This is a genomic window from Bradyrhizobium sp. Ken64, assembly GCF_055807555.1.
Genome location: NZ_JBVVPA010000012.1, coordinates 68267 through 84234 on the forward strand (window position 1 = coordinate 68267; position 15968 = coordinate 84234).

The 15968-nt window shown below is 64.1% G+C and carries 14 protein-coding genes; 8 read left to right on the forward strand and 6 right to left on the reverse strand.

The genetic code is table 11. The features are described 5' to 3' along the window. Nucleotides 1–28: 28 nt before the first annotated feature. From frc to AC0L2F_RS20440, 3 genes are all read right to left on the reverse strand, one after another. Entirely contained in the window at nucleotides 29–1306 is a 1278-nt protein-coding gene (frc, locus tag AC0L2F_RS20430; RefSeq protein WP_007608365.1) for a formyl-CoA transferase, read from the reverse strand. A gap of 65 nt (nucleotides 1307–1371) precedes the next feature. After that, nucleotides 1372–3105, reverse strand: a complete 1734-nt coding sequence (gene oxc / locus AC0L2F_RS20435; RefSeq protein WP_473249632.1) for an oxalyl-CoA decarboxylase — start codon at nucleotides 3103–3105, stop codon at nucleotides 1372–1374. A gap of 79 nt (nucleotides 3106–3184) precedes the next feature. Next, nucleotides 3185–3877: a GntR family transcriptional regulator gene (locus AC0L2F_RS20440; protein WP_162496371.1), complete on the reverse strand. Its 693-nt coding sequence runs from the start codon at nucleotides 3875–3877 to the stop codon at nucleotides 3185–3187. Nucleotides 3878–4226: 349 nt separating this feature from the next. Here AC0L2F_RS20440 and AC0L2F_RS20445 point away from each other — a divergent pair, with 349 nt between their 5' ends. The 8 genes from AC0L2F_RS20445 to AC0L2F_RS20480 all read left to right on the forward strand — a co-directional run bounded on the left by AC0L2F_RS20445 (nucleotide 4227) and on the right by AC0L2F_RS20480 (nucleotide 14224). Beyond that, nucleotides 4227–6356, forward strand: a complete 2130-nt coding sequence (locus AC0L2F_RS20445) for an acetate--CoA ligase family protein (RefSeq protein ID WP_473249633.1) — start codon at nucleotides 4227–4229, stop codon at nucleotides 6354–6356. An 85-nt stretch (nucleotides 6357–6441) separates the two neighbouring features. Beyond that, nucleotides 6442–7290 (forward strand): IclR family transcriptional regulator, encoded by an 849-nt coding sequence (locus tag AC0L2F_RS20450; RefSeq protein WP_473249718.1) that lies wholly within the window; start codon nucleotides 6442–6444, stop codon nucleotides 7288–7290. 107 nt (nucleotides 7291–7397) lie between these two features. Beyond that, nucleotides 7398–8198, forward strand: coding sequence for an NYN domain-containing protein (locus tag AC0L2F_RS20455; RefSeq protein ID WP_007608371.1), 801 nt, complete (start codon nucleotides 7398–7400; stop codon nucleotides 8196–8198). An 85-nt stretch (nucleotides 8199–8283) separates the two neighbouring features. Beyond that, on the forward strand, nucleotides 8284–10086 hold the full coding sequence (locus AC0L2F_RS20460) for an adenine deaminase (RefSeq protein WP_473249634.1): 1803 nt from the start codon (nucleotides 8284–8286) through the stop codon (nucleotides 10084–10086). A 151-nt stretch (nucleotides 10087–10237) separates the two neighbouring features. Then, nucleotides 10238–12028, forward strand: a complete 1791-nt coding sequence (gene gcl, locus AC0L2F_RS20465) for a glyoxylate carboligase (protein ID WP_473249635.1) — start codon at nucleotides 10238–10240, stop codon at nucleotides 12026–12028. An 11-nt stretch (nucleotides 12029–12039) separates the two neighbouring features. Continuing rightward, entirely contained in the window at nucleotides 12040–12825 is a 786-nt protein-coding gene (hyi, locus tag AC0L2F_RS20470) for a hydroxypyruvate isomerase (protein WP_473249636.1), read from the forward strand. Between the two features lie 12 nt (nucleotides 12826–12837). Continuing rightward, entirely contained in the window at nucleotides 12838–13725 is an 888-nt protein-coding gene (locus AC0L2F_RS20475) for a 2-hydroxy-3-oxopropionate reductase (RefSeq protein ID WP_473249637.1), read from the forward strand. Nucleotides 13726–13840: 115 nt separating this feature from the next. Further along, nucleotides 13841–14224: a DUF1236 domain-containing protein gene (locus AC0L2F_RS20480; RefSeq protein ID WP_007593296.1), complete on the forward strand. Its 384-nt coding sequence runs from the start codon at nucleotides 13841–13843 to the stop codon at nucleotides 14222–14224. Nucleotides 14225–14267: 43 nt separating this feature from the next. On the opposite strand, the gene AC0L2F_RS20485 is transcribed toward AC0L2F_RS20480, so the two are convergent. The 3 genes from AC0L2F_RS20485 to AC0L2F_RS20495 all read right to left on the reverse strand — a co-directional run bounded on the left by AC0L2F_RS20485 (nucleotide 14268) and on the right by AC0L2F_RS20495 (nucleotide 15902). Further along, nucleotides 14268–14645: a VanZ family protein gene (locus AC0L2F_RS20485; protein ID WP_063993022.1), complete on the reverse strand. Its 378-nt coding sequence runs from the start codon at nucleotides 14643–14645 to the stop codon at nucleotides 14268–14270. A gap of 76 nt (nucleotides 14646–14721) precedes the next feature. Beyond that, nucleotides 14722–15324, reverse strand: a complete 603-nt coding sequence (locus AC0L2F_RS20490; protein WP_007608378.1) for a thiamine pyrophosphate-dependent enzyme — start codon at nucleotides 15322–15324, stop codon at nucleotides 14722–14724. A gap of 11 nt (nucleotides 15325–15335) precedes the next feature. After that, nucleotides 15336–15902, reverse strand: coding sequence for a thiamine pyrophosphate-binding protein (locus AC0L2F_RS20495; protein WP_007608380.1), 567 nt, complete (start codon nucleotides 15900–15902; stop codon nucleotides 15336–15338). Nucleotides 15903–15968: the final 66 nt, after the last annotated feature.

The following is a 15968-nucleotide window of genomic DNA, read 5'->3' on the forward strand; positions in this document are numbered from 1 at the left end:
GGCCTTTCGCGTCGTGAGATAAGCCCGCTTACTCGGCGGCCTGCTTTTGCGGCGGATCGAGCGCGCCGGACTTGTGGATATCGGCGACCTGATGGTCCGAGAAGCCAAGCACGGTGCGCAGGATCTCGTCGGTGTGCTCGCCGAGCAGCGGGGAGCGCTCCACCTCGCTCGGGGAGTCCGACAGCTTGATCGGGTTGCCGACCGAGATGTACTTGCCGCGGGTGGGGTGGTCGACCTCGACCACGGTGCCGGTCGCACGCAGCGACTGGTCCTCGGCGATCTCCTTCATCGACAGGATCGGTCCGCAGGGGATGTCGTCCTTGTTGAGGATTTCCATCGCCTCGAACTTCGTCTTCGTCATCGTCCACTGTTCGATACGGCCGAAAATCTCGTTCAGGCGCGGCAGGCGGACGGCCGGCTTGGCGTAGTTCGGATCGGTCTTCCAGGAGGGCTCACCGATCACGTCGCAGATCTTCTCCCAGACCGGGGCCTGCGTGATGAAGTAGATGTAGGCGTTCGGATCGGTCTCCCAGCCCTTGCACTTCAGGATGCGGCCGGGCTGGCCGCCGCCGGAATCGTTGCCGGCACGCGGCACGGCATCGCCGAACGGAATGCCCTCGCCGAACTGGCTGTATTCCTTGAGCGGTCCATGGGCGAGGCGCTGCTGGTCGCGCAGCTTGACGCGCGCCAGGTTGAGCACGCCGTCCTGCATCGCGGCCGTCACCTTCTGGCCCTTGCCGGAATGGGTGCGCTGATAGAGTGCGGTGACGATGCCGAGCGCCAGATGCAGACCGGTGCCGCTGTCGCCGATCTGCGCGCCGGTCACCAGCGGCAGGCCGTCGCGGAAGCCGGTGGTGGAGGCGGCGCCGCCGGTGCACTGCGCGACGTTCTCATAGACCTTGCAGTCTTCATACGGTCCGGGACCAAAGCCCTTGATCGAGGCGACGATCATCTTCGGGTTGATCGCCTGGATCTTCTCCCAGGGGAAGCCCATGCGGTCGAGCACGCCGGGACCGAAGTTCTCGACCAGCACGTCGCATTTCTTGATGAGCTCGGTGAGGACTTCCTTGCCCTTGGGGTTCTTGGTGTCGAGCGTGATCGAACGCTTGTTGTGGTTGAGCATGGTGAAATACAGGCTGTCCACGTTCGGGATGTCCTGCAGCTGGCCGCGGGTGATGTCACCCACGCCCGGGCGCTCCACCTTGATCACGTCGGCGCCGAACCAAGCGAGCAACTGCGTGCAGGTCGGCCCGGACTGGACGTGGGTGAAGTCGAGAATGCGAACGCCCTCGAGCGCTTTTGTCATCGTGTTGCTCCGTACTCTGATCTACCCCTGCACCCGCAGGGACCTTATGGGTTGAAGGGGAGTGCTTACTTCTTCTTCTGCAGAACGCTCTGCGGATTGAGGTTGCCGATGCGGCCGCTCTCGGATCCGGCAGCCGGATCGATCACGGCGTTGATGAGCGTCGGCTTGCCCGAGGCCATCGCTTCGTTGACGGCGCGCTTGAGCTCGTCCGGCGAGGTTGCGTTGATGCCGACGCCGCCGAAAGCTTCCATCATCTTGTCGTAGCGGGCGCCCTTGACGAACACCGTCGTCGCCGGATCGGCGTTGACGCTGTTGACGTCGGTGCCGCGATAGATGCCGTCATTGTTGAAGATCACGACGCAGATCGGCAGATTGTAGCGGCAGATGGTCTCCACCTCCATGCCGGAGAAGCCGAAGGCCGAGTCGCCTTCGACCGCGAGCACGGGATGGCCGGTCTCGAGAGCCGCCGCGATCGCCTGGCCCATGCCGATGCCCATCACGCCCCAGGTGCCGACGTCGAGACGCTTGCGTGGGCGATACATGTCGATGACGCCGCGGGCGAGGTCGAGCGTGTTGGCGCCCTCGTTGACGAGGATCGCCTCGGGATGATCCTTGATGACGTTCTTCAGCACGCCGAGCGCGCCGTGATAGTCCATCGGCGATTTGTTGTTCATGAGCTTCGGCGCCATCTTGGCGACGTTCTCTTCGCGCTTGGTCGCAATCGCCTTGGTCCATTCGGCCGGCGGGGCGGTCCAGCCCGAAGCCATGGCCTGGTTGAAGGCGGAGACGACCGAGCCGATGTCGCCGACGACGGGCGCGACGATCTCGACGTTGGAGTCCATCTCGCGCGGTTCGATGTCGACCTGGATGAACTTCTTGGGCGCTTCGCCCCAGTTCTTGCCCTTGCCGTGCGAGAGCAGCCAGTTCAGCCGGGCGCCGATCAGCAGCACGACGTCGGATTCCTTCAGCACCGTCGAGCGGGCGGCGCCTGCGCACTGCGGATGGGTGTCGGAGAGGAGGCCCTTGGCCATGCTCATCGGCAGGAAGGGGATGCCGCTCTTCTCGACGAAGGTTTTGATCTCCTCGTCGGCCTGCGCGTAGGCCGCGCCCTTGCCGAGGATGATGAGCGGACGTTTTGCGCTCTTCAAGACATCAAGCGCGCGCTTGATCGAAGCGGGCGAGGGGATCTGCGCGGGAGCCGCGTCGATCACCTTGACCAGCGACTTCTGGCCGGCATCGGCGTTCATCACCTGGCCGAACAGCTTTGCCGGCAGGTCGAGATAGACGCCGCCCGGACGGCCGGAGACGGCGGCACGGATGGCGCGGGCAAGCCCGATGCCGATGTCCTGGGCGTGCAGCACGCGATAGGCCGCCTTGCACAGCGGCTTGGCGATCGCGAGCTGGTCCATCTCTTCGTAGTCGCCCTGCTGGAGGTCGACGATCTCGCGCTCGGAGGAGCCCGAGATCAGGATCATCGGGTAGCAGTTGGTGGTGGCGTGCGCGAGCGCGGTGAGACCGTTGAGGAAGCCGGGCGCGGAGACGGTGAGGCAGATGCCGGGCTTCTTGGTGAGGTAGCCGGCGATGCCCGCCGCATAGCCGGCGTTCTGCTCGTGGCGGAACGAAATCATGCGAATACCGGCCGCCTGCGCCATGCGGCCCAAATCCGTGATCGGAATGCCCGGCACATTATAGATGGTATTGATGCCGTTCAGCTTGAGCGCGTCGATGACGAGATGAAAACCATCCGTCAGTTCCTGCTCGGTGCCCGGTGCTTCGGACTTGGTCGCGGTATTCAGCATGGGCCTTGTCTCCCTGGTCTCAAGATGCCGCTTCAGGCTTTTGGGGGCGATGCCTCGCCCTTCTGGTGAACGTTGCTGGCTAGAAGAGTTCCTGACCGTGCGCTTCGACGTAAGCGGCAAGGCCAAGGGTGTGATCGCGGGCGCGCTTCTCGGCGAGCTCGGTATCGCGCGCCTCAAGGGCTTCGATCATGCCGAGATGCTCGGGCAGCGACGTCGCGGTGCGGTCCTTGCGTCCGATGGTCAATTGCCGATATCCGCGCACGTGCAGCAGCAGGTCGTTGGTGAGATCGACCAGCACCGGTGATTCCGACAGCGAGATCAGCGCCTGGTGGAAGGCGATGTTGGCGCGCGAATATTCCTCGACGTGATCCTCGGGCAGGCGATCCTTGCCGAATTCCTTGAAGTAGTCGCGCAGCGCCGTGATGTCTTTCTTGCGCGCCGTGGCGGTGATGAGGCGGGCCGCCATGCTCTCCAGCGCCGCCCAGGCGCGGATCATGTCGACGATCTCGCTCTTGGTCCTCCGCACCACCATGATGCCGCGGCGCGGAACCGTCTTCACGAAACCGTCCTGCTCGAGCATCGCGATGGCTTCGCGGATCGGCGTGCGGCTCACGCCCAGGCGCTCGGACAACGCGCGCTCGTCGAGCATCACCGGCTCGGGCGTCGAGTAGATGTCCATCTTGAGGATGGCTTCCTTCAAGGCGTCATACGCCTTGTTCTTGAAGCTACTCTCCGGGGCAATACGAACGATTGCGATATCTGCCTCGGCCATGTTCGGCAACGCCTTGGTTGGTTTCCGCAGTGACACGACGAATCTCCTCCAGTGGGAGTCGTCTTTTACAGGATTATTAACGGGAAAGTTTTTGGCATACCAAATACCAGAATGTCAAGCTGCCTATTTTTTGCAGCGTTCTAAGGTGCGCTGCAGCTTGACAAGTTGGCTTCTGGCATACCAAATGCCATCGCCAGCCATTTTTGATCCAAGCCGGCGGAGTAACCTCGGCTTTATGCCACTCCGTTCCGCGACATGGAACAGAGCGCGGCGAATGGAAAGCATCACGGGCAGCCGCCACACGCGCGCGCTTTGAGAAACGCAAGAACCAAGGTCGAGGGAGAGCCACATGTCCAATTCCAAAGATGCCGTCCGCAAGGTGCTTGACCAGGTCAAGGCGGACAAGCGCACCAGCCTGACAGCGCCGGAAGGCAAGCTGGTCTGCGACGCCTACGGCATTCCAGTGCCGAAGGAGGGTGTGGCGAAGTCGGCCGGCGAGGCCGGCAAGATGGCCGCCTCGATGGGTTTCCCGGTGGTGATGAAGATCGTCTCCCCGGACATTCTCCACAAGACCGAAGCCGGCGGCGTCATCGTCGGGCTCAAGACGGCCGAAGACGCCGAGAAGGCTTACGAGACGATCCTATCCAACGCCAGGAAGTACAAGTCCGATGCCAAGATCGAGGGTGTCCAGGTGCAGCAGATGCTGGCCGGCGGCACCGAAGTGATCGTCGGCTCGATCACCGACGCCTCGTTCGGCAAGCTGGTGGCCTTCGGCCTCGGCGGCGTGCTGGTCGAAGTCCTGAAGGACATCACCTTCCGCCTCGCGCCCGCGACCAAGCAAGACGCACTGTCGATGCTCGACGGCATCCAGGCGCATGAAATTTTGAAGGGCGTTCGAGGCGGCGAGCCGGTGAACCGCACCGCGCTTGCGGATGTCATCGTCAAGGTCTCGCAGCTCGTCACCGATTTCCCTGAGATCGTCGAGCTCGATCTCAACCCGGTGTTCGCGATGGCCAAGGACGCGATCGCGGCCGACGTCCGCATCGTCGTCGACTTCGCTTACGTGCCCAAGCCGAAGCCGCGCCCGACCGAAGAGATCCTCGCGGCCATGAGCCGCATCATGCAGCCGAAGGCGGTTGCCGTGGTCGGCGCTTCGGCCGAAGACGGCAAGATCGGCAACTCCGTGATGAAGAACCTCATCAATGGCGGCTACAAGGGCGACATCTACCCGATCCATCCCAAGGCCGCCGAGATCCTCGGCTACAAGGCCTATAAGAGCGTCAAGGACGTGCCCGGCGTAATCGACACCGCGGTGTTCGCAATTCCCGCGAAGTTCGTGGCCGCGGCGCTGACCGAATGCGGCGAGAAGAAAATTCCCGGCGCGGTGCTGATCCCGTCGGGCTTCGCGGAAGCCGGCGCGCCGGAGCTCCAGGCCGAGATCGTCGAAGTCGGCAAGAAGTACGACATCCGCCTGATGGGACCGAACATCTACGGCTTCTATTATACGCCTGCCAATCTCTGCGCGACCTTCTGCACCGCCTATGACGTCAAGGGCCACGCGGCGCTGTCCTCGCAGTCGGGCGGCATCGGCATGGCCATCATCGGCTTCTCCCGTTCGGCCAAGATGGGCGTGTCGGCGATCGTCGGCCTCGGCAACAAGTCCGACATCGACGAGGACGATCTGCTCGCCTTCTTCGAGCAGGATCCGAACACGAACCTGATCGCGCAGCACTGCGAAGACCTCAAGGACGGCCGTGCCTTTGCGGAAGCGGCGAAGCGCGTTTCCAAGAAAAAGCCGGTCATCGTGCTCAAGGCCGGCCGCACCTCGGCCGGTGCGAAGGCGGCCTCGTCGCACACCGGCGCGCTCGCCGGTAACGACAAGATCTACGAGGACGTCCTGGCGCAGTCCGGCGTGATCCGCGCCCGTAGCTTGCGGCAGCTGCTCGAGTTCGCGCGCGGCGTGCCGGTGCTGCCGACGCCGAAGGGCGAGAACGTGCTGATCATCACCGGTGCGGGCGGCTCGGGCGTGCTGCTGTCGGACTCCTGCGTCGACAATGGCCTGTCGCTGATGGCGATGCCGGCGGATCTGGATGCGGCCTTCCGCAAGTTCATTCCCCCGTTTGGCGCGGCCGGAAATCCCGTGGACATCACCGGTGGCGAGCCGCCGATCACCTACGTCAACACCGTGAAGCTCGGCCTGACGGACGAGCGCATCCATTCGCTGATCCTCGGCTACTGGCACACCATCGTCACGCCGCCGATGGTGTTCGCCCGCAACATGGTCGAGGTGAAGAAGGAGATGGAGGCCAAGGGCTTCGTGAAGCCGATCGTCGCCTCCCTTGCCGGCGACGTCGAGGTCGAGGAGGCCGCCGAGTATCTCTACCAGAACGGCATCCCGGCCTATGCCTATTCGACCGAGCTGCCGGTCGAGGTCCTCGGTGCCAAGTACAAATGGGCGCGCGGGGCAGGGCTGCTCTGAGCTACTACTTCACCTCTCCCCGCGCTTGCCCGCTGAAGGCTTGGCGAAGGCGGATGCGGGGAGAGGTGAGAACAGTCAGGTCGCGATGGGCAAGAACGTGATCCGGCGTAAATCTCTTGAGCCTCGATCGCCATCGGACGCCGATCACGACGCGCGTGACGGCGGCGTGCAGTCGGTCGACCGCGCATTGTCGATTCTCGAAACATTGTCCGAGGATGACGAGGGCTATCGCCTCAGCGATCTCGCCGTCCGCACCGGGCTCTCCGCCTCGACCGTGCACCGCCTGCTGGCGACGCTGGAAAGCCGCCGCTTCGTGCAGTTCGACCGCGCCGAATCCAAATGGCATGTCGGCGTGCGCAGCTTCACGGTGGGCGCGAGCTTTGCGCGGCGGCGCAATTTCAGCGCCCAGGCCATCCCCTACTTGCGCAAGCTGCGCGATCTTACCCGCGAGACCGCCAATCTTGCCATGGTCGACGACGAGTTCATCATCGTGCTGACCCGCATGGAGAGCCGCGAGATCATGCGCTCGCTGACCCAGGTCGGCGGCCGCGTCCCCATGGTGACGTCGGGCGTCGGCAAGGCGGTGCTCGCGACCTATTCCGACGAGGACGTCGGCGCCGTCATCCGCCATCACGGCATGCCACGCCTGACCGAGAAATCCATCGTGCGACCGAGCGACCTGTTCAAGGAGCTCGAGAAGATCCGCAAGCAGGGTTTTGCGGTGGATGATGAAGAGGCTGAGATGGGCCTGCGCTGCGTCGCAGCCGTGGTCTTCAACGCACTTGGCGAGCCGTTGGCGGCGATCTCCGTCTCCGGCTTGACCAGCCGCGTCACCGACGCGCGGCTGCCGGAGATCGGCCGCGTGGTGCGCGAGGTCGCGGCGGAACTGACGGCTGCGCTCGGTGGTGTGACCCCGATCGTGAAGCCGGCCTGAGCCGGGTTCGCGGTCCGTCGTGGGTCGTTGAAGAAATCAGCTCTGGCGGCAATAGCCCCGACATCGGTATATCCGTCCACCGTTGTCGCGTCCTTTTGGGAAAAGTCATGCCGTCAGAGCTCCGTTCGCCCCGTCTCGCTGTCCTGATCGATGCCGACAATGCCTCGGCAAAGATCGCCGATGGACTGTTCGAGGAGATTGCCAAGATCGGCGAGGCCAGCGTTCGCCGCATCTACGGCGACTTCTCTAATGCCAGGTCGAGGGGCTGGGCCGACATCCTGTCCAAACACGCCATCATCCCCCAGCAACAGTTCGCCTACACGACGGGAAAGAATGCCTCCGACATCACCCTGGTCATCGACGCGATGGACCTGCTTCACAGCGGCCGGTTCGACGGTTTTTGCCTGGTGTCGTCGGACAGCGATTTTACCCGTCTGGCCGCCCGGATCCGGGAGCAGGGTATCGATGTCTTTGGGTTCGGCGAACAGAAGACGCCGGAGAGCTTCCGGCAGGCCTGCCGAAGGTTCGTCTACACGGAGAACCTGCTTCCCGCCCCGGCGAACACCCAGGACGCCGCCTCGCGATCGACCTCGCTTCAGCCGCTCGATGCCGCGACCCCCATCATCAAGAAGGTCATCACCCAGATGGAGAGCGAGGACGGCTGGGTGACGCTCGGGGAGGTCGGTCGCCAGCTCGCGAATCTCGCGTCCGATTTCGATCCGAGAACGTTCGGCTTCCGCAAACTGAGTGACCTCGTGCGCAAGACGAATGCGTTCGAGATCGACGAGCAGAACGGGAGGTCGATGCGGATTCGGGTCAAGGCCGCTGCCGCAGCGGCCCCGAGACGACGGAACTCGCGCAGACCCGCGAGATCAGGGGCGGCAGGCGCTTCGCCGCCTAAGGCGTAAGCAGGACGTGCCGTTATATTTGAGCTTGCCCGGTCGGGCGCAGGGCGTAACCATCGCAGGGCCATAACACCACGCGAGGGGTCCGATGACCAGACTTACCCGCTTCGCCGTCGCACCGCTGCATTCGATGACCCGGCGTCTCGCCGACGTGGCCTCGGCGCGTGTCGCGCCGGATATCGTCGTCACGGGCGCGCGCGTGCTCTCGACCTATTCGGAGCGTATCCATGCGAGCCGCGAAATCTGGATCACCGGCGGCCGCATTGCGGCGGTGAAGCCGGCCGGTGCTGCGAAGAAAGTCTTCGGCGACGTGCCGGTTTACGATGCCGCCGGCGGCATCGTCGCGCCGGGGCTGGTCGATCCGCACATCCATATTGAATCTTCGATGGTGACGGCCTGCGCCTATGCCGAAGCGGCTCTGCTCAACGGCACCACCACGATCTTCTGCGACAGCCACGAGATCGGCAACGTGATGGACGTCGCTGGCGTCGAGGCGATGCTGGAGGACGCGCGCGAGGCGCCGTTGTCGATTTTTTTGACCGTGCCAAGCACGGTGCCGGCCACCTCAGCCGCACTCGAGACCGCGGGTGGCGATCTGACGCCCGATAAGATCGCCGGCCTGTTCGACCGTTGGCCCGAAGCCGTCGCGCTCGGCGAGAAGATGGATTTTGTGCCTGTCACCATGGGCGACGAGCGCAGCCACGCCATTCTGGCCGCCGCCCTGAAGCGCGGGCGGCCGGTATCCGGTCACGTCTACGGCCGCGAATTCGTTGCGGCCTATGCGGCGAGCGGTGTCACCGACACCCATGAGGCGATCGATCGCGACATCGCCGACGATTTGCTCGATGCCGGCGTCTGGGTGTTCTTGCGAGGGGGACCGCCGACCACGCCCTGGCACTCGCTGCCGCAGGCGATCCGGACCATCACCGAACTCGGCGCTTCGCACAAGCGCACGGCCGTGTGCACCGACGACCGCGACGCCGATGATCTCTTGCTGTTCGGCCTCGACTGGGTGGTGCGGGAGGCGGTGAAGGCGGGCATGTCGCCCGAGCAGGCCTGGTCGATGGGCTCGCTGCATGGCGCGACGCGGTTCAACATGGACAGCGATATCGGCGGGCTCGGCGGCGGGCGCCGCGCCGATCTGGTGCTGATGGATGACGATCTGAAGCCGCAATGCACCTGGTATGGCGGCGAGCTCGTGGTCGAGAACCGCAAGATCACGCCGAAGCTCGATCAGGCGCTGTCGCAGCGCTATCAATACCCGAAGGCGGCCTACGCGACCGTGAAGCTGCCGGAGAAGCTGAAGCTGACGCCGGAACCGCCGGTGAAGGCCTGCACCGTCAACGCCATCAAGACCGCGTTGCCCGGCATCACGCTGATCCATGAGAAGATCGCGATCGAGCCGGCCAAGGATTGGCCGACGCTGTTTGCGCGCTACGGCCTGTGCTTCGTCACGGTGGTCGAGCGTCACGGCAAATCCGCCGGCAACGTCGCCTACGGCCTGTTGAAGGACTTTGGCCTCAAGCGCGGCGCGGTCGCCTCCAGCGTCGGGCACGACAGCCACAACATCGTCGTTGCCGGCACCAACGAGGCCGACATGCAGGTCGCGGTGGCCGCCATCAAGGAGCAACAGGGCGCCGTCTGCCTCGTCGCCGAGGGCAAGGTGAGGGCGCTGGTGCCGCTGCCGATCGCTGGGCTCTTGTCCGACAAGCGCGTCACGGAGGTGGCGGAAGAGGTCAAGGTGCTGAAGAAGGAATGGGCGGAAGCCGGCTGCACCATCCCCTACATGGGCTTCAATCTGATTCCTCTATCGGTCATTCCGGAAATTCGTATCACCGACAAGGGCCTCGTGCTGGTGCCGCAGATGCAGCTGGCGCCGCTGTTCGAGTGATCGCTTTCACGCATATCTCGATCTAACCGATTGAGACCGCCGCGATTTTTCCGCGGCTGCCGCATCGTGGAAAATAAAATCGATATCGTTGAGTGCGGGGCTTGCACGCCTGATGATCTCGCTCGCTGACTCAACTCAAGCGAGGTCCGATATGGCGAAGATGCGAGCGATCGATGCGGCCGTCCGAATTCTGGAGAAGGAAGGCATCTCGACTGCCTTCGGCGTTCCCGGGGCCGCGATCAATCCGCTTTACTCGGCGCTGAAGAAGCGCGGCTCGATCCGCCATATCCTGGCGCGCCATGTCGAGGGTGCCTCGCACATGGCCGAGGGCTATACTCGGGCCAAGGCGGGCAACATCGGCGTCTGCATCGGAACCTCGGGGCCGGCGGGCACCGACATGATCACCGGGCTCTATTCGGCGATCGCCGATTCCATCCCGATCCTCTGTATCACCGGGCAGGCGCCGCGCGCGCGGCTCTACAAGGAAGATTTCCAGGCCGTCGACATCGAATCGATCGCAAAGCCCGTGACCAAATGGGCGGTGACGGTGCGCGAGCCCGCGCTGGTGCCGCGCGTGTTCAGCCAGGCGTTTCATGTGATGCGCTCAGGGAGGCCGGGACCGGTGCTGATCGACATACCGCTCGACGTGCAGCTCGCCGAGATCGAGTTCGACGACGAGACCTATGAGCCGCTGCCGGTCTACAAGCCTACCGCCACGCGCAAGCAAGTCGAGAAAGCGCTGGAGATGCTCAATGCGGCTGAACGGCCGCTGATCGTGGCAGGCGGCGGCGTGATCAATGCCGACGCCTCGGATTTGCTGGTGGAATTCGCCGAGATCGCCAACGTGCCGGTCGTGCCGACGCTGATGGGATGGGGCGCAATCCCCGACGACCACGTGCTGATGGCCGGCATGGTCGGTCTTCAGACCAGCCACCGCTACGGCAATGCCACCATGCTCGAATCCGATTTCGTGCTCGGCATGGGCAATCGCTGGGCAAATCGCCACACCGGCTCGGTCGAGACCTACACCAAGGGTCGCACCTTCGTGCATGTCGACATCGAACCGACCCAGATCGGACGCGTGTTCAATCCCGATCTCGGCATCGTCTCGGACGCGAAGGCCGCGCTCGAACTGTTCGTCACCGTCGCCAGGGAATGGCGCCGGTCAGGCAGGTTGCGCGAGCGCCAGGCGTGGCCCGCTTCCTGCCGCGACCGGAAGAAGACCATGTTGCGCAAGAGCCATTTCGACAATGTCCCGATCAAGCCGCAGCGCGTCTACGAGGAGATGACCAAGGCCTTTGGCCGCGACACCTGCTACGTTTCCGTGATCGGCCTGTCGCAGATCGCCGGCGCGCAGTTCCTGGGCGTCTACAAGCCGCGCAACTGGATCAATGCCGGGCAGGCGGGACCGCTCGGCTGGACGCTACCCGCGGCGCTCGGCGTGCGCGCGGCGTGTCCGGATCGCGACATCGTCGCGCTCTCCGGTGACTACGACTTCCAGTTCCTGATTGAAGAGCTCGCGGTCGGGGCGCAATTCAATCTGCCCTACATCCATGTCGTCGTGAACAATTCCTATCTCGGGCTGATCCGCCAGGCCCAGCGTGGATTCGACATGGACTATCACGTCCAGCTCTCGTTCGAGAACATCAATGCGCCGGAGCTCGGCGGCTACGGCGTCGAACATGTCGCCGTGGCCGAGGGGCTCGGCTGCAAGGCGATCCGTGTCACCGATCCCAAGGATTCGCAGGCTGCGTTCGCGACCGCGCGCGAATGGATGGCGAAGTACCGCGTGCCTGTCGTAGTCGAGTTCATCCTCGAACGCGTCACCAACATCGCGATGGGCACGGAAATCGACAACATCGTCGAATTCGAGGAGGTGCTGGATCTGCCGCTCGACGAGGTCGCGACCGCGCGGCCCGGCGTGCTGCAGCCGGCGGAATAGGGAACAGCATCATGCCGAAATTCGCCGCAAACCTCACCATGCTTTTCAACGAAATGCCGTTCGTGGACCGCTTCGCCGCAGCCAAAGCGGCGGGCTTTTCCGGGGTCGAGTACCTCTTCCCCTATGAATTCGACAAGGCGCAGTTGCGCGAGCAGCTCGACAGCCATGGGCTGACGCAGGTGCTGCACAATCTGCCGGCCGGCAATTGGGCGGCAGGCGAGCGCGGCATCGCGATCATGCCTGATCGTACCAGCGAGTTCAGGGACGGCGTGTTTCGCGCCATCGACTATGCCAAAGCGCTCGATTGCGAGCAGCTCAACTGTCTCGTCGGCATCGCGCCTGTCGATGCCGACCCGCGCGAGCTCAACGAAACGCTGGTCGGGAATCTGCGCTTTGCGGCTTCGACCCTGGCGCGCGAGAACATCAAGCTTCTGGTCGAGCCGATTAACACGCTCGACATTCCCGGCTTCTTCCTCAACGGCACCGAGCAGGCCGTGCAGCTGATCTCCGAGGTGCGCTCCAACAATCTGTTCATCCAGTACGACATCTATCACATGCAGATCATGGAGGGCGATCTCGCACGTACCATGCAGGAATATCTGCCGCAGATCGCGCATATCCAGCTCGCCGACAATCCTGGCCGCAACGAGCCCGGCACCGGCGAGATCAACTATCCCTTCCTGTTCCGCCATCTCGACGCGATCGGCTATCGCGGCTGGATCGGTTGCGAATACAAGCCGCGCACCACGACGCTGGAAGGCCTGTCCTGGCACGCCGCGCAGACTTTCGAGACCTGAGGAAACGCTGACATGATCGACATCGGCTTTATCGGACTTGGCACCATGGGACGGCCGATGGCCGGCCATCTTCTGGCCGCAGGCCATCGCGTTCTCCTGCACGATGTCGGGCCGGTCGCACCCGAGCTGATCGCCGCCGGCGGCGTTGACTGCAAGTCAAGCAAGGAGGTCGCGGAGGAGGCGGATGCGATCATCATCATGGTTCCGGATACCCCGCATGTGGAGGCCGTGCTGTTCGGCAAGGACGGCGTAGCGGGCGGCATTTGCAAGGGCAAGATCGTGGTCGACATGAGCTCGATCTCGCCGCTGGCGACCAAGGAGTTCGCGAAGAAGATCGAGGCGCTCGGCGCGGATTATCTCGACGCCCCGGTGTCAGGCGGGGAGGTCGGTGCCAAGGCGGCAAGCCTCACCATCATGGTCGGTGGGCCCGAACGCGCCTTCAACACCATGAAGCCGATCTTCGACCGGATGGGAAAGAACGTCACCCGGGTCGGCGCCAATGGCGATGGCCAGACGACGAAGGTCGCCAACCAGATCATCGTCGCGTTGACGATCGAAGCGGTCAGCGAAGCGCTGCTGTTCGCGTCGAAAGCCGGTGCGGATCCGGCGCTGGTGCGGCAGGCCCTGATGGGCGGCTTTGCGTCGTCGCGGATTCTGGAGGTGCATGGCGAGCGCATGATGAAGCGCAATTTCGATCCAGGCTTCCGCATCGAGCTGCACCAGAAGGATCTCAACCTCGCGCTTGAAGGCGCCCGCGCGCTCGGCCTGTCGCTGCCGAGCACGGCAGTGGCGCAGCAATTGTTCTCGTCTTGCACCGCGCATGGTGGCAAGGGCTGGGATCACTCGGCGATGGTGCGGGCGCTGGAACTGATGGCGGGGCACGAGATCGCCGCGGCCTGAACTGTTACCGGGTAACAGTCTCCAGTTTTGGTGCAGTCTAGATCGGGCGGGGAACCGGAACAATGATCCGGCCCGGCGGTTGAAGGCGCACAACAATCACTGGAGACATAAGCACATGAAAACCCGTCTTGCGATTTCGTTGGCTGCCGCGTCGCTGCTGGCGTCGAGTGCGGCCTTTGCTCAGTCGACGACCGAAGAGGGCGCCAGGAACGGCGCACGCGCAGGCGGCGACATCGGCGGCCCGGTTGGAGCGATGGTCGGTGGTACCGTCGGTGCGGCGGTCGGCGCTGGTCTGGAAATCCCGAATGCGATCCTCGGCGGAATTCCGCGCGATGATTCCGTCGTGGTTCACGAGCGCGTCGTGGTCGGCGAGCCCCTGCCGCCGACCGTGGTGCTGCGGCCCGTGCCGAACTACACCGAATATCGCTATGCAGTCGTGAACGATCGCCGCGTGATCGTGGAGCCGCGCACCCGCCGCGTCGTCAAGATCATCGACTGATCGATCTGAGCGTGAGCTTTGAAGAGACGGGCCCTGCGGAGCGTCACTCCGCGGGGCCCTGACTCGTTAGGGCCGAATTTGCACGAAACCGCGTCATGGCCCAATCGGCGATGGCCGCCAGCGCGAAGCCGACGCAGGTGGTGCCAGCATCGACCAGAAAGTCCTCCAGCCGCGCATGCCGTCCCGGTGCCCAGAATTGCATCAGTTCGAGCAGCCCGATCAGCACCACCGCGATGGCCGTGGCCGACAGGCGGCGGCGCGGATAGGCGAGGCCGAAGGCTAGTCCCACCAGGACGAAGGCAAGGGCATGTTCGCCGTCCTGGCCGAGGTCGGAATGGGGCCGCAGGCCGGGCGGGCCGAGGGTTGCAAAGGCGACGGCGGCGGCAAGCAGCCAGGCAGAGGAGCGAACCAAAATGGACATTCGCACCGCTTAGCACGGATTGCAGCCGCCTGCCGAGGCGCCAGGATCAGATCGCCGTGTAGTTAATGACGAAACGTTAAAGCGGCTCGCGCACGCCAAGGCCGTGCATGAAGCGTTCCCGGATTTGTACGGGATCGCGTCGGGTGGCGCCGACGCCGGGCTTGTCATCGATGCGGACGGCGATCAGGCTGGGCTCGCCGACCGACATGGCTTGCTCGACCAGACGCTCGAAATCCTCCTCGTCTGCGGCCCAGGCGCTGTTGGCAAGCCCGGAGCCGGTCGCGATGGCGACGATGTCAGCTACGTTCGCGGCCGGCGTCGGCTGCGCGCCGGTGATCTGGTAGATGCCGTTGTCCATCACGATCATGACGAGGTTCTTCGGCTTCAACGCTGCAATCGTCGAGAGCGCGCCGAGCTGCATCAGCAGCGAGCCGTCGCCTTCGAGCGCAAAGACGCGCCGGTCCGGCTGCGCCAGCGCCACGCCCAGCGCGATCGGAAAGGCGAGCCCCATGCTGCCGAGCATGTAGAAATTCTGCGGACGGTGGCCGGCGGCCCAGAGGTCGAAATTGGTGTTGCCGATGCCGCCGATCACGGCTTCCTCGTGCTCGAGTTTCGCGATCAGGCGCGAGGTGACGTCGAAGCGGTTCATCACTTTGGTGTTGCGCGCGTCTGTGTTCATTTGGGCCGGCCTCACTTGTCGAACACCTTGCCGCCCGTGAGCAGCGGGTTGAGGATCAGGGCCACCGGGGCCTGCGTCGTAACGGCCTGCTTGATCGAGCGGTCGGCAATAAATTCGAGCTCGTCGAGCCGGGTGATGGTGTGATGCTCCAGCGCCAGCGAATCCAGCACCGGACGCATGGTGCGGCAGACCAATGACTGGCCGTAGTTGAACTCGCCGAGCGTGCCGCGCTCGGACACGAACATGATCAGCGGAATCTGGTAGGGCACCGCGAGCGAGGCCAGCACGTTGGCGAGCGTCGCAAAGCCCGAGGTCTGCATCAGCACCGCGCCCCGCCGTCCGCCCATCCAGGCGCCCGAGACGATGCCGACGGCCTCCTCCTCGCGGGCGGTGGCAAAGGTGGTGAAGAACGGATCGGCGTGCAGGTTCTTGATCAGCGGCGTCAGCACGCGGTCGGGCACGTAGGGGACGAGGCTGATCTCGTTCCGCTTCAGGGTTTGCAGGATGATGCCGTGCCAGCTCTTGTCCCTGGAGGTCTGCGCCGCCTCGGACGAGGTCTGTTGCTCCGCAATCGGCATTGCGTTCTCCCTTCGGCCGCGCATGCTTCTTGGTCTTTGCCATTGTCTTGGGCGTTGTCTTAGCCC

Excerpts from the sequence above, each read along its gene's own strand:
- frc (WP_007608365.1), bottom strand. The coding sequence starts at position 1,306 with ATGACAAAAGCGCTCGAGGGCGTTCGCATTCTCGACTTCACCCACGTC.
- oxc (WP_473249632.1), bottom strand. The coding sequence starts at position 3,105 with ATGCTGAATACCGCGACCAAGTCCGAAGCACCGGGCACCGAGCAGGAA.
- AC0L2F_RS20440 (WP_162496371.1), bottom strand. The coding sequence starts at position 3,877 with ATGGCCGAGGCAGATATCGCAATCGTTCGTATTGCCCCGGAGAGTAGC.
- AC0L2F_RS20445 (WP_473249633.1), top strand. The coding sequence starts at position 4,227 with ATGTCCAATTCCAAAGATGCCGTCCGCAAGGTGCTTGACCAGGTCAAG.
- AC0L2F_RS20450 (WP_473249718.1), top strand. The coding sequence starts at position 6,442 with ATGGGCAAGAACGTGATCCGGCGTAAATCTCTTGAGCCTCGATCGCCA.
- AC0L2F_RS20455 (WP_007608371.1), top strand. The coding sequence starts at position 7,398 with ATGCCGTCAGAGCTCCGTTCGCCCCGTCTCGCTGTCCTGATCGATGCC.
- AC0L2F_RS20460 (WP_473249634.1), top strand. The coding sequence starts at position 8,284 with ATGACCAGACTTACCCGCTTCGCCGTCGCACCGCTGCATTCGATGACC.
- gcl (WP_473249635.1), top strand. The coding sequence starts at position 10,238 with ATGGCGAAGATGCGAGCGATCGATGCGGCCGTCCGAATTCTGGAGAAG.
- hyi (WP_473249636.1), top strand. The coding sequence starts at position 12,040 with ATGCCGAAATTCGCCGCAAACCTCACCATGCTTTTCAACGAAATGCCG.
- AC0L2F_RS20475 (WP_473249637.1), top strand. The coding sequence starts at position 12,838 with ATGATCGACATCGGCTTTATCGGACTTGGCACCATGGGACGGCCGATG.
- AC0L2F_RS20480 (WP_007593296.1), top strand. The coding sequence starts at position 13,841 with ATGAAAACCCGTCTTGCGATTTCGTTGGCTGCCGCGTCGCTGCTGGCG.
- AC0L2F_RS20485 (WP_063993022.1), bottom strand. The coding sequence starts at position 14,645 with ATGTCCATTTTGGTTCGCTCCTCTGCCTGGCTGCTTGCCGCCGCCGTC.
- AC0L2F_RS20490 (WP_007608378.1), bottom strand. The coding sequence starts at position 15,324 with ATGAACACAGACGCGCGCAACACCAAAGTGATGAACCGCTTCGACGTC.
- AC0L2F_RS20495 (WP_007608380.1), bottom strand. The coding sequence starts at position 15,902 with ATGCCGATTGCGGAGCAACAGACCTCGTCCGAGGCGGCGCAGACCTCC.